11 protein-coding genes are annotated in these 12,523 nt (G+C 72.8%); 7 read left to right on the top strand and 4 right to left on the bottom strand.

Features of this window, described 5'->3' with window-relative positions; translation table 11 throughout:
• The first annotated feature begins 46 nt into the window (after positions 1 to 46).
• Entirely contained in the window at positions 47 to 403 is a 357-nt protein-coding gene (locus ABZ128_RS34875; protein ID WP_356853839.1) for a cytidine deaminase, read from the top strand.
• A 43-nt stretch (positions 404 to 446) separates the two neighbouring features.
• Here the strand turns inward: ABZ128_RS34875 and ABZ128_RS34870 are convergent, their stop codons facing one another.
• Positions 447 to 1,748 carry an MFS transporter gene (locus tag ABZ128_RS34870; RefSeq protein WP_356853837.1) on the bottom strand — a complete coding sequence of 434 codons (1,302 nt, stop codon included), beginning with the start codon at positions 1,746 to 1,748 and terminating at the stop codon, positions 447 to 449.
• A 71-nt stretch (positions 1,749 to 1,819) separates the two neighbouring features.
• Between ABZ128_RS34870 and ABZ128_RS34865 the strand changes: the two genes are divergently transcribed.
• The 3 genes from ABZ128_RS34865 to era all read left to right on the top strand — a co-directional run bounded on the left by ABZ128_RS34865 (position 1,820) and on the right by era (position 5,024).
• Positions 1,820 to 2,857, top strand: a complete 1,038-nt coding sequence (locus tag ABZ128_RS34865) for a helix-turn-helix domain-containing protein (RefSeq protein ID WP_356853836.1) — start codon at positions 1,820 to 1,822, stop codon at positions 2,855 to 2,857.
• A gap of 127 nt (positions 2,858 to 2,984) precedes the next feature.
• The gene (locus ABZ128_RS34860) at positions 2,985 to 4,016 is read left to right on the top strand and encodes a beta-xylosidase (protein WP_356853835.1); all 1,032 of its coding nucleotides are present in this window, start codon (positions 2,985 to 2,987) and stop codon (positions 4,014 to 4,016) included.
• Positions 4,017 to 4,082: 66 nt separating this feature from the next.
• The gene (gene era / locus ABZ128_RS34855) at positions 4,083 to 5,024 is read left to right on the top strand and encodes a GTPase Era (RefSeq protein WP_356853833.1); all 942 of its coding nucleotides are present in this window, start codon (positions 4,083 to 4,085) and stop codon (positions 5,022 to 5,024) included.
• Positions 5,025 to 5,111: 87 nt separating this feature from the next.
• On the opposite strand, the gene ABZ128_RS34850 is transcribed toward era, so the two are convergent.
• From ABZ128_RS34850 to ABZ128_RS34840, 3 genes are all read right to left on the bottom strand, one after another.
• Entirely contained in the window at positions 5,112 to 5,795 is a 684-nt protein-coding gene (locus tag ABZ128_RS34850) for a methyltransferase domain-containing protein (protein WP_356853832.1), read from the bottom strand.
• Between the two features lie 108 nt (positions 5,796 to 5,903).
• The gene (locus tag ABZ128_RS34845) at positions 5,904 to 6,173 is read right to left on the bottom strand and encodes a protealysin inhibitor emfourin (RefSeq protein ID WP_356853830.1); all 270 of its coding nucleotides are present in this window, start codon (positions 6,171 to 6,173) and stop codon (positions 5,904 to 5,906) included.
• A 10-nt stretch (positions 6,174 to 6,183) separates the two neighbouring features.
• Positions 6,184 to 7,248, bottom strand: a complete 1,065-nt coding sequence (locus tag ABZ128_RS34840; protein ID WP_356853829.1) for a M4 family metallopeptidase — start codon at positions 7,246 to 7,248, stop codon at positions 6,184 to 6,186.
• A gap of 365 nt (positions 7,249 to 7,613) precedes the next feature.
• On the opposite strand from ABZ128_RS34840, the gene leuA reads away from it, so the two are divergent.
• From leuA to ABZ128_RS34825, 3 genes are all read left to right on the top strand, one after another.
• The gene (leuA, locus tag ABZ128_RS34835) at positions 7,614 to 9,377 is read left to right on the top strand and encodes a 2-isopropylmalate synthase (protein ID WP_356853828.1); all 1,764 of its coding nucleotides are present in this window, start codon (positions 7,614 to 7,616) and stop codon (positions 9,375 to 9,377) included.
• A gap of 189 nt (positions 9,378 to 9,566) precedes the next feature.
• Positions 9,567 to 10,262 carry a TerB family tellurite resistance protein gene (locus tag ABZ128_RS34830; RefSeq protein WP_356853826.1) on the top strand — a complete coding sequence of 232 codons (696 nt, stop codon included), beginning with the start codon at positions 9,567 to 9,569 and terminating at the stop codon, positions 10,260 to 10,262.
• A 578-nt stretch (positions 10,263 to 10,840) separates the two neighbouring features.
• Entirely contained in the window at positions 10,841 to 12,478 is a 1,638-nt protein-coding gene (locus ABZ128_RS34825; RefSeq protein ID WP_356853824.1) for a nucleobase:cation symporter-2 family protein, read from the top strand.
• The last annotated feature ends 45 nt before the right edge of the window (positions 12,479 to 12,523 follow it).

Genomic DNA, 12,523 nt, shown 5'->3' with positions numbered 1-12,523 from the left:
CGGGGCCGTTGCACGGCCCCGCCGAGGCGCTCCATATGCTTTCGCCATGACCGACAGCACCGGGATCAACCCCGAGGACACCAAGATCATCACGCTGGCGCGCAGCGCCCGGGCCCGCAACGGCGTGCCCGAGGGGGCTGCGGTGCGCGACGAGACCGGCCGTACCTACGTCGCCGGCACGGTGGAGCTGGAGTCCCTGAAGCTGAGCGCGCTCCAGACCGCCGTCGCGATGGCCGTGGCGAGCGGGGCCGAGTCCCTGGAGGCGGCCGCCGTGGTCAGCGCGGCGCCGACGGTGGCCGACGCCGACCGGGCCGCGGTCCGCGACCTCGGCGGCCCGGCGACCCCGGTCCTGCTGGCCTCCCCGGACGGCACCCTCACGTCGACCACCCCGGCCGGCGGCTGAGCTCCGCGCTCCCGCCCGCCCCGGCGGTCCGCTGCCGCTGCCGCTACACCGCCGCCGCGGGTGCGGGGCGGCGGCGGATGACCATCGCCATCAGCGCCGCCATCGCGCAGAGCGCGCCCGAGGCATACCAGACGACGTCGTACGAGCCGAACACGTCCCGCGCCAGTCCGCCCAGGAACGCCACCACCGCGGCACCCACCTGGTGCGAGGCCAGGACCCAGCCGAAGACGATCGCGCTGTCCTCCCCGTAGTGCTCACGGCACAGCGCGACCGTGGGCGGCACGGTCGCGACCCAGTCGAGGCCGTAGAAGACGATGAAGAAGACCATCGGCGGGTGCACGGACGGCGCCAGCAGCAGCGGCAGGAAGAGGAGCGAGACGCCCCGCAGGGCGTAGTAGACGGCCAGCAGCCGCCGCGCCTCGAAGCGGTCGGTGAACCAGCCGGAGGCCACGGTGCCCACCACGTCGAAGACGCCGATCACCGCGAGCAGTCCGGCCGCCGCGGTCACGGGCATCCCGTGGTCGTGGGCGGCGGGCACGAAGTGGGTCTTGACCAGTCCGTTGGTCGAGGCCCCGCAGATCGCGAAGGTGCCCGCGAGCAGCCAGAACGGCCCCGTCCGGGCCGCCTTGAACAGCACCGTCACCGCTCGGCGGGCCGCGCCCGCGATCGGGGCGGGCTTCGCCGCGTACGCGCCCCCGTACGGGGCGAGACCCACGTCCGCCGGGTGGTCCCGCAGCAGCAGCCACACGAACGGGGCCACGGACAGCGCCGCCAGCGACACCGTCACGGCCGCCGGCCGCCAGCCGTGGTGCTCCACCAGCCAGGACAGCAGCGGCAGGAAGACCAGCTGACCGGAGGCCCCGGCCGCGGTCAGGATCCCGGTGACCAGGCCCCGCCGGGCGGTGAACCAGCGGTTGGTCACCGTCGCCGCGAAGGCCAGTGCCATCGAGCCGCTGCCGAGGCCCACGAGCACGCCCCAGAACAGCACCAGCTGCCAGGCCGCGGTCATCCAGACGGTGGCGACGGACCCGCCGGATATCACCAGCAGGGCCAGCGCCACGACCCGGCGGATGCCGAACCGGTCCATCAGCGCGGCGGCGAAGGGGGCGGTGAGCCCGTACAGCGCGAGGTTCACCGAGACCGCGAAGCCGATCGTCCCGCGCGACCAGTCGAACTCCTCGTGCAGCGGCTCGATGAGCAGGCCGGGCAGGGAGGCGAAGGCGGCGGCGCCGATGATCGTCACGAAGGTGACGGCCGCGACGAACCAGGCGCGGTGAAGGCGCCCCGGCCCGGTGGTGCGGGCGGGGGCCGGGGTGGGCGTGGAGGCGGGGGCTGTCTGCGTCACCCCGACAGCTTCCGGCCGGGCGCCCCTCGCACGACAGTGGCCTGAATGACACCCTTCGATACGATCGGGCCATGGCCGCTCACCGCGTCGTCGTCCTCGCGCTCACCGGGCTGCTGCCCTTCGAGCTCGGCATCCCGCACCGGATCTTCGGCCGGGCCCGGGATTCCGCCGGGACGCCGCTCTACGAGATCCTCACCTGCGCCCTCGCCCCCGGCCCGGTGCGCACCGACGCCGACTTCGCGATCGACGTCGAGCACGGCCCCGAACTGCTCGCCACGGCCGACACGGTGGTCGTACCCGCCTCGTACGAGCTCGGCCCGGTGTACGAGCAGGGGCGGCTGACCGCCGGCCTCGCCGCGGCCCTCGCCCACATCCGGGCCGGCACCCGGCTCGTCTCCATCTGCACGGGGGGTTACGTCCTGGCCGCCGCGGGGTACCTCGACGGCCGCCCCGCCACCACCCACTGGGCCTCCGCCGAACACTTCCAGGACCTCTTCCCGGCCGTACGGGTGGATCCCGGCGTGCTCTACACCGATGACGGGGACGTGCTGACCTCCGCCGGGGTCGCCGCGGGCATCGACCTGTGCCTGCACATAGTGCGCCGCGACCACGGCGCCGCCGTCGCCAACGAGGTGGCCCGGCGCACGGTCGTACCGCCGCACCGGGACGGCGGCCAGGCCCAGTTCATCGAGCGCCCGGTGCCGCAGCCGCAGCTCGCCAGCACCGCCGCCGCCCGGGCCTGGGTGCTGGACCGGCTGCACGAGCCGGTGCGCCTGGTGGACCTCGCCCGCCAGGAGGCCATGTCGGTGCGCACTTTCACGCGCCGGTTCCGCGAGGAGGCGGGGGTCAGCCCGGGCGAATGGATCACCGGGCAGCGGGTGGAGCGGGCCCGGCGGCTGCTGGAACGCACCGAGCTGCCGATGGAACAGGTGGCGCGGGAAACGGGCTTCGGGACGGCGCAATCGCTGCGCAAGCACGTACAGGCGGCCCTGGGCGTGAGCCCGACGGCCTACCGGCGCACCTTCCGCGCCGCCGGCAGCGGCGCCACGGGCCGCACCACCCTGCCATCTCCTGATGGCCCATCAGGCCGCGCCGGATCCGGCCCTTGACTTCTCCCGCCCTCCGCCCGTGAATGGCCCCGGTCGGTGGGAGAGGCAACCCTGGGGGCGGGCAGTGCGAAGAGGGGCACGGCAGCGCAGCAGGGACCGGCGCCGGCGAGGAGCACAGGCCCTCGGCATGGCGCTGTTCGCGGCCGCGGCCGGGGGAGGGCTCGGCGCTCCGGCCGCCGCCGAGGAGGAAACGCCCCCGGGGCAGGTGGAGTTCCCGACGCAGTGCCTCGCTCCGCAGGGGGCGGGGACCGCGCCGGCCGACGGTACGACCACGGCCCGCATCACCGTCGACGACCCGGCGCCGCGCGTCGGCGACACCGTCACCGTGACCTACCGGATGGCCGCCACCCCCGCCGTGAACCCGGCCGGTGCCACCCTGCCCGCGGACGTGCTGACAGCGACCGGACGGGTCCTCCTCGGCGGCGCGCAGACCGGCGAGGTCGCCGTGGCGGGGGTGGAGCGGAACGCCCCGGTGGAGGCGGGTGCCGCGCTGCCCGCCGTCACGATGACGGGCAGCTTCACCGTCACCGCGCCGGGCGGGATCACCCTCGCCCCCGGCGGCTACACCCTGCACGCCGGCCACCCCCAGGGCCTCGACACCGTGTGCAGCGCCACCGGCGCGCCGGTCTCCGCACGGCTCACCGCGGCGCCGCTGCCCACCGCCGCCCCCCGCTCCGTCCCGTCCGCGGCGGTCACGCCGGCGCCGCCGCGCGCGCAGACGGCGACGGCGGTGGTCGAACCGGGGACGCTGTCGATGACGCAGGCCGGCGAGGCGGTGGTGCTGGGCGCGATCCCGTACGGGCCCGGGGGAGCGGCCCCGGGCCGGATCGGGACTGTCACGGTCGCGGACACCCGGGGCGGCCCGGCGGGGTGGTCGCTGACCGGCAGGGTGACGGACTTCACCGGACCGGGCGGAGTCCGGATCCCGGGCGGCGCGCTGAGCTGGACGCCCGCGTGCACGGCCGCCCCGGGGAGCCCGGGCCGCTGTGTCCCCGGCAGCCCGGGGGTGGTCGGGCCGGAGGGCGCCGTGCTGGCGTCGACGCAGGACGGCGCGGAGACCGGCGGCACGTTCACGGTGGACGCGCAGCTCTCGCTCCGGGTCCCCCCGTACACCCCGCCAGGCGCGTACGCGGCGACCCTGACGCTGACCCTGTCGTGACCCGCGCCCGCCCCCGCCGCCGCGACCTGGTCGGCGCGGGGAGCGGCATCGGGGAGAATGGCCCGTATGAGCGATCGTTCCCCCGAGTCCACCGGCCCGCACCGTGCGGGCTTCGCCTGCTTCGTCGGCCGCCCCAACGCGGGGAAGTCGACCCTGACCAACGCACTCGTGGGTACCAAGGTCGCGATCACCTCCAACCGGCCGCAGACCACCCGCCACACCGTCCGCGGCATCGTGCACCGCCCCGACGCCCAGCTCGTGCTGGTGGACACGCCCGGCCTGCACAAGCCGCGCACGCTGCTCGGCGAGCGGCTCAACGACGTCGTGCGGACCACCTGGGCCGAGGTCGACGTCATCGGCTTCTGCCTGCCGGCCGACCAGAAGCTCGGCCCCGGTGACAAGTTCATCGCGAAGGAACTCGCCGCGATCAAGAAGACCCCCAAGATCGCGATCGTGACCAAGACCGACCTGGTCGACTCCAAGGCCCTGGCGGAACAGCTCCTCGCGATCCACCAGCTCGGCGCGGAGCTCGGCATCGAGTGGGCCGAGATCGTCCCCGTCTCGGCGGTCGGCGACAACCAGGTCCAGCTGCTGGCCGACCTGATCGCCCCGCTGCTGCCGGAGAGCCCGCCGCTCTACCCGGAGGGCGACCTCACCGACGAGCCCGAGATGGTGATGGTCGCCGAGCTCATCCGCGAGGCCGCGCTGGAAGGGGTACGGGACGAGCTGCCGCACTCCATCGCCGTGGTCGTCGAGGAGATGATCCCCCGGGAGAACCGGCCCGCGGACCGGCCGCTGCTGGACATCCACGCGAACGTCTACATCGAGCGGCCGAGCCAGAAGGGCATCATCATCGGCCCGAAGGGCTCCCGCCTCAAGGAGGTCGGGATGAAGTCGCGCAAGCACATCGAGGCGCTGCTCGGCACCCCGGTCTTCCTCGACCTGCACGTGAAGGTCGCCAAGGACTGGCAGCGCGACCCCAAGCAGCTGCGCAAGCTCGGCTTCTGATCCCGCCGGGGCCGCCGGGGCCGCCGGGTCCGACGACCCGGCCGGGCCCCGGGCGAGCCGTACGGCCCTGGGCGAGCCGGACGGGCCCTAGGCGAGCCGCCGGACCTTCACCGCGTTGTCCGTACGGTGCCCGGGCGTGCCGTCGGGCTGGTCCTGGACCCGTACGTGTTCCTCCGCGAGCAGGACCTCCCAGGCGCCGTCGGGCAGTTCCAGCTGCGCCAGCACCTCGTCCGGGGTCGGGAAGTGCACCTCCGGGCGGTCCTCGGTCTGCCAGGGCGCCCAGCCGGCGTGGCCGACGACCAGCAGGACCCCGCCGGGGGCCACCGCCGCGGCGGCGGTCCGCAGGATCCGGTCGCGGGGGAACTCCCCGTACGTGTGCAGGAAGCAGGCGGAGACCAGGTCGAACTCCCCGGCCGGGAAGGACTCCGCGAGGTCGTGCCGCTGCCAGTCGACGCGGTCGGCCACCCCCGCCTCGGCCGCATGGGCGGCGGCCCGTTCCAGGGCGACGCCGGAGATGTCGGTGCCGGTGACCCGCCAGCCCTGCCGGGCCAGCCAGACGGCGTCGGCGCCCTCCCCGCAGCCGAGGTCGAGGGCCCGGCCCGGGGTGAGCCCGGAAACCTCCCGGACCAGGGCCGCATTGGGGTTGCCGCTCCAGACGCGGGTGCTCTCGCGGTAGCGGTCGTCCCAGTACTCCTCGCCCGCGCCCCCTTCGGCAACGCGGTCGGCGTGGCGGGCGTGCCGGTGGTGGTCGTGGTGCTGCTGCTGCGTCATGCGGGGCCTCTTCCCGTGCGGTGAACGGACAGCCCGATGCTGCGCCGCCGCCCCGCGCCCCGCCAAGGAACCTTGCCGTTCCGGCAAAAACGGACCGGGCCTACGGATTCAAGCGCCCTCCTTGAGCACCCGCGAGATCAGCTTCCGCTGCGCGTCCGAGAGGTTCGGGTCCTGGCAGAGCACGGCCCGGCCGTCCACCGTGATCCGGTAGGAGAACCCGTCCCGGACCCGGTCCGCCGGGGTCCCCGGCGCAGCGGGCACCAGCGCCGCGAGGGCCAGGGCCCGCCACTCCTCCTCGTCGGGGCGGCCCGAGACGTCCACCTCGGCCCGGCGCTCGATGCCCGTGAAACCGCCCGTCCGCACCACAACGATCCGCATGCCCGGCTTTCTACCCCAGGCCGACCGTCGACCACGCCTTCTGGAGTGCCCGGTGCTCCGCGCCGCCCTCCCCGTACAGGGACACGGCCGTCGCGGTCGACAGCCGGGCGAAGTCCGCGAAGTCCGCGTCCGGGGCCAGCTCGCCGCCGGTCAGCGTGTCGTACCAGATCCTCCCGGTCCGCTCCCAGGCCTTGCCGCCGAGCTCGGTGGCCGCGAGGTAGAAGGCGTGGTTGGGGATGCCGGAGTTGATGTGGACCCCGCCGTTGTCCCGGCTGGTGTTCACGTAGCCGTCCATGGTGGCCGGCTGCGGGTCCTTGCCGAGCTCGTCGTCGTCGTACGCCGTCCCCGGCGCCTTCATCGAGCGCAGGGCGACGCCGCTGACGTTCGGGCCCAGCAGCCCGGCGCCGATCAGCCAGTCCGCCTGCTCGGCGGTCTGGTCCAGCGAGTACTGCTTGATCAGGGAGCCGAAGACGTCGGACATCGACTCGTTCAGTGCGCCCGACTGCCCGTGGTACTGGAGATTGGCCGTGTACTGGGTGACGCCGTGGGTGAGCTCGTGCCCGATCACGTCCACCGAGACGGTGAAGTCGACGAACAGATCGCCGTCCCCGTCGCCGAAGACCATCTGCTGCCCGTCCCAGAAGGCGTTGTTGTAGTCCTCGCCGTAGTGGACGCTCGCGTCCAGCGCCAGCCCGGAGCCGTCGATCGACCGGCGTCCGTAGGCCTTGAGGAAGAGGTCGTAGGTGGCCCCGAGCCCCGCGTACGCGCGGTTGACGGTGGCGTCCCCGGTGGCCGCATCGCCCTCCCCGCGCACCTTCTTCCCGGGCAGCCGGGTGCGGTGCTGGGCGTCGTAGACGGTGCGGCGCGGGTCGTCGCCGGCGGGTTCTGCCGGGGGCGTGGCCAGCGCCCGTACGGCCGTGACGCGGCGGCGGGTGCGCAGCATGGCGTCGTGTTCCAGGGTGCGCTGCGCGGCGTCGGCGCGCCGGGCGGTCCCGGACTGGGCGATCTTGTCGAGCAGGTGGGGCGGGACCACCGTGCAGAAGACGGGGCGGCGGAGAACGTGGGAGGCATCCATCCCGGCAATGTGGCAGTGGGTCATGGAGCTGTCACTACCTGCAACCATGATTCATTCGGTTGTCTGAAAGCAGTCGCGGCGGATTGACGGATCCGCCGGACCTGCCGGAGCGGTGGGAGACGTACTTCACATTCAGTACAAATCGGACACGTAGGTCTTGCATACTGGAACAGGTCCCCGCGTACGGCGCGGCTCAGCTAGTCTCGGCCCATCATGCGTTTCGGGCTGCTTCTCCTTAGCTGCCGCGGCGAGGGCCTGTAGTCGTAGGCCGACCCCCTCCCCGCGGAGTTTGGTGTTGCGGATTTTACGACCCGTCCGTCGGCCGTCCCAGCGAACTAACGCGGACACGCGAGGAGCCCTACGTCATGAGCCAGCACACTTTTGCCGGTCGCCCCACGCCGATCACGAACGCGACCCACACGCAGCAGCCCTCCGGCATGCCGATCCACAAGTACGGCTTCTACGAGCAGGTGGACCTGCCGGACCGCACCTGGCCGGACGCCCGTGTCACCAAGGCTCCCCGCTGGCTGTCGACCGACCTGCGCGACGGCAACCAGTCGCTGATCGACCCCATGACCCCCGCCCGCAAGCGCGAGATGTTCGACCTGCTGGTGCGCATGGGCTACAAGGAGATCGAGGTCGGCTTCCCGTCCTCCGGTGAGACCGACTTCGCCTTCGTACGCTCCATCATCGAAGAGGGCGCGATCCCGGACGACGTGACCATCTCCGTGCTGACCCAGGCCCGCGAGGACCTGATCGAGCGGACCGTGGAGTCCCTGGTCGGCGCCAAGCGCGCCACGGTGCACCTGTACAACGCCACCGCCCCGACCTTCCGCCGGGTCGTCTTCCGCGGCTCCAAGGAGCAGATCAAGCAGATCGCCGTCGACGGCACCCGCCTGGTCATGGAGTACGCCGACAAGCTGCTGGGCCCGGAGACCGTCTTCGGCTACCAGTACAGCCCCGAGATCTTCACCGACACCGAGCTGGACTTCGCCCTGGAGGTCTGCGAGGCCGTCTGCGACGTCTGGCAGCCCGGCCCCGGCCGCGAGATCATCCTGAACCTGCCCGCCACCGTGGAGCGCTCGACGCCGTCCACGCACGCGGACCGCTTCGAGTGGATGGCCCGCCACCTGACCCGCCGCGAGCACATCTGCATCTCCGTGCACCCGCACAACGACCGCGGCACCGCCGTGGCGGCCGCCGAGCTGGCCCTGATGGCCGGCGCCGACCGCATCGAGGGCTGCCTGTTCGGGCAGGGCGAGCGCACCGGCAACGTCGACCTGATCACGCTGGGCATGAACCTGTTCTCCCAGGGCATCGACCCGCAGATCGACTTCTCCCAGATCGACGAGATCCGCCGCACCAGCGAGTACTGCAACCAGATGGAGGTCCACCCGCGCCACCCCTACGCGGGCGACCTGGTCTACACCGCCTTCTCCGGCTCCCACCAGGACGCCATCAAGAAGGGCTTCGACGCCATGGAGGCCGACGCGGCCGCCCGGGGCAAGACCGTGGACGAGATCGAGTGGGCGGTCCCCTACCTGCCCATCGACCCGAAGGACGTCGGCCGCTCCTACGAGGCCGTCATCCGGGTCAACTCGCAGTCCGGCAAGGGCGGCATCGCGTACGTCCTGAAGAACGACCACAAGCTGGACCTGCCGCGCCGCATGCAGATCGAGTTCTCGCGGATCATCCAGGCCAAGACCGACGCCGAGGGCGGCGAGGTCACGCCGAAGGCGATCTGGTCCGTCTTCCAGGACGAGTACCTGCCCAACCCGGAGAACCCGTGGGGCCGCATCCAGCTGCGCTCGGGCTCGACGGCCACCGACAAGGACGGCACGGACACGCTGACCGTCGAGGCGGTCGTGGACGGCGTGGAGACGGTCCTGAACGGCACCGGCAACGGCCCGATCTCCGCGTTCTTCGACGCGCTGGCGGGCATCGGCATCGACGCCCGTCTGCTGGACTACACCGAGCACACGATGAGCGAGGGCGCCTCCGCCGTGGCCGCCTCGTACATCGAGTGCGCGATCGACGGCCGCGTCCTGTGGGGCATCGGCATCGACGCCAACACCACCCGCGCCTCCCTGAAGGCGGTCATCTCCGCCGTCAACCGCGCGGGCCGCTGACCCCCCGCACGTCCGGGCCCCGTGCCGCCCCTCCGGGGCGGGGCGGGGCACCGCCGTTTCCGGGGGCGCACTTCGGCCAAGTCCGAGTCCGGCGCGAGGTTGTCCTGTCACACGACTGACGCATCCTCACCGATGTGGCTAACATCACGCCAACCCGGCGATGCTGCCGGAAGGCTACGGAGGTGCGACGTGCTGCCAGTTCGGGGTGGGGACGGCCGGAAGCTGAGGGTCTGGGGCCTCCGTACCACCTGGAGCACCGTGGGTGACGGGGAGTTCTTCTGCCCCGGCTGCGGTGGTGACCGCAACTACCGCCGACGCACCGGGCGCCGCCGGTTCACGGTCCTCGGCGTCCCGCTGCTGCCGCGCGGGTACGTCGGGCCGGTCGTCGAGTGCCAGGGATGCCGCGAGCGCTTCGACACCGAGGTCCTCGACCACCTCACCACCACCCGCTTCTCGGCCATGCTGCGCGACGCCGTGCACACCGTGGCGCTGGCCGTCCTGGCGGCGGGCGGGACGGCCTCGCGCAGCGCCCTGGAGGCCGCCGTGTCGGCCGTACGGGCGGCCGGCTTCCAGGACTGCACGGAGGAGCAGCTGGAGTCCCTGGTGGCGGCGCTGGCCACCGACGAGGGCCGGCTCGGGCTCTACGACGACCCCGAGTGCTGCGGCGCCGCGCTGGCCATAGAGCTGCACGAGGCCCTGGAACCGCTGGCCCCGCACCTCGCCGGGCCGGGCCGTGAATCGCTCCTGCTGCAGGGCGCCCGGATCGCCCTCGCCGACGGGCCGTACATCCCGGCGGAGCGCGAGGTGCTGGCCACGGTGGGGACGGCGCTGCGGCTCGGCACGGACGAGGTGGCCCGCCTGCTCTCGGCGGTCCGCGCGCCGTAAGTTCCTCCTTCCGCGGCCCCGGGCCCGGCGCAGGACGCGTACCGCGCGTCCCGGCCGGGCCCGACGCGTGCGGAATGCGGCCCGGATCCGTCCGGAACCGGCCGGAAGTAGGTAACAATCCGGCCTCGCGGAGGCGGAATCGGGCCTGTACCGGCCCGTGGGACGGTCGGCCCGTCCCACCCCTCGGACAGCCGCGGCGAAGCCTGCGGCAGGGCGCCGCGGCGCGGCGCGCACGTACGTCCGCGCAGTTGGCCGCGCGTAGACCCGGCGACGGCGCGGCAACGGCCGGTCCGTTCGGCCGCCGTTTCCCATACGCCGTCCCGACCGCAGACGGCTACTGGAGAAACCCACAGATCAGGGCCCGCCTGAGGTCAACAATTTGTCGAAGTCTCCGATACCTGTGAGCCCTCCCACAGGCGTTCAATTCCGGTCACATGACGAGTCGCCGCCGGTAGCGCAGCGGGGCCTCGATTCACGAGAACGCACTGACAACCCCGGCGGACCAACGGGTTAGCGACCCACTCCGGCCAGGGATAACCAGATTCCTCTCGATCACCCACTTCTTGAAGGGCAAGGCAATGGCACGTGTCGCCGCCCGGCTCTCCGCCGACGGAGAGCAGAGCACCCACCCGGTCGACGAGGTGCTCCCCCTCCCCAAGCTCGCCCTGTACGGCTTCCAGCACGTACTCGCGTTCTATGCCGGCGCGGTGATCGTCCCGATCATCGTGGGCGGCGCCCTCGGGCTCACCACGGAGCAGCTCGTCTATCTGATCAACGCAGACCTGTTCACCTGCGGTATCGCCTCGATCATCCAGGCCTGGGGCATCGGCCGCATCGGTGCGCGCCTGCCGCTGATCCAGGGCGTCACCTTCACCGCGGTGTCCCCGATGATCGCCATCGGGCTGGGGGCGGGCGGCGGGACGGCCGGCCTGCTCGTCATCTACGGCGCGGTGATCACGGCCGGCATCGCCACCTTCGCCTTCGCCTGGCTGCCCGCCAAGGCGTTCCGCACCGTCATGCGGCTCTTCCCGCCGGTGGTCACCGGCACGGTGATCACGGTGCTCGGCATCGTGCTGATCCCGGTCGGGCTGAACGACGCCGCGGGCGGCCTCGGCAGCCCCGGCTTCGGCGACCCGAAGAACTTCGCCTACGCCGGCGGCACGATGCTCTTCATCCTCGTGCTGATGAAGCTCGGCAAGCCCTTCCTGTCCAGCATCTCCATCCTGCTCGGCCTGGTGGGCGGCACGCTCGTCGCCTTCGTGCTCGGGGACGCCCGGTTCGGGGACGTGACCCAGGCGGACTGGGTCGGCGTCACCACCCCGTTCCACTACGGGGCCCCCAAGTTCGCCTGGTTCCCGATCCTCCTGATGCTGATCGTCATGCTGATCACCATGGTGGAGACGACCGGTGACACGTACGCGGTCGGCGACATCGTCGGCAAGGACATCGACAGCGAGACCGTCGCCCGCGCCCTGCGCGCCGACGGGGCCGCGACCGCGCTCGGCGGTGTCCTCAACTCCTTCCCGTACGTCGCCTTCGCCGAGAACGTCGGCCTGGTCCGGATGACCAAGGTCAAGAGCCGGTTCGTGGTGGTCGCCGCGGGCGTGTTCATGATCATCCTCGGACTGCTCCCGAAGGCCGCGGCCATCGTCGCCGCCGTCCCGCACGGAGTGCTCGGCGGCGCCGCGACGGTCATGTTCGCGATGGTGGCCCTGGCCGGTATCCAGACCCTGGCCAAGGTGGACCTCAAGGAGGAGAAGAACGCGCTGGTCGTGGGTGTCTCCCTGGCCTTCGCACTGCTGCCCGCCACCGTCCCGGTCCTCTTCAAGGACCACATGGACACGGACCTCTCCTCGCTCCTCAACAGCGGCGTGACGCTCGGCGCCACGTCGGCGATCGTGCTGAACCTGGTCTTCAACGGCCTGGCCAAGGACGGTGCGCACGGCTCCGCCGTGGCCGCGGCGGCGGTGCCCGCCCAGGCGGCGGCCCCGGCCGAGGCCGGGGCGGAAGCCGGCGCGGACGCAGACACGGACGCGGCGGCCGAGGAGCCGCCGGCCGTGGCGGCGGCCGAGGCGGACGAAGTGCCCGACGCTCCCGGGCCGAAGGCGGCGGACGAGGCCGAGACGGTGGCCGAGGCCGCGGTCGGCGCCGCCGTGGCCGCCGTCGCCGGAGCCGCGAAGGCGGACGCGGACGAGGAGGCCGCACCCGCATCCTGACCCTCCCAAGGGGCGTCGGCCCCCCGCCCGGACCCGTGTCCGGGC

The organism is Streptomyces sp. NPDC006326 (assembly GCF_040612915.1).
Taxonomy (GTDB): Bacteria; Actinomycetota; Actinomycetes; order Streptomycetales; family Streptomycetaceae; genus Streptomyces.
Note: the sequence above shows the minus strand (reverse complement) of the source record. Positions and strands in the feature narration are given on the sequence as shown.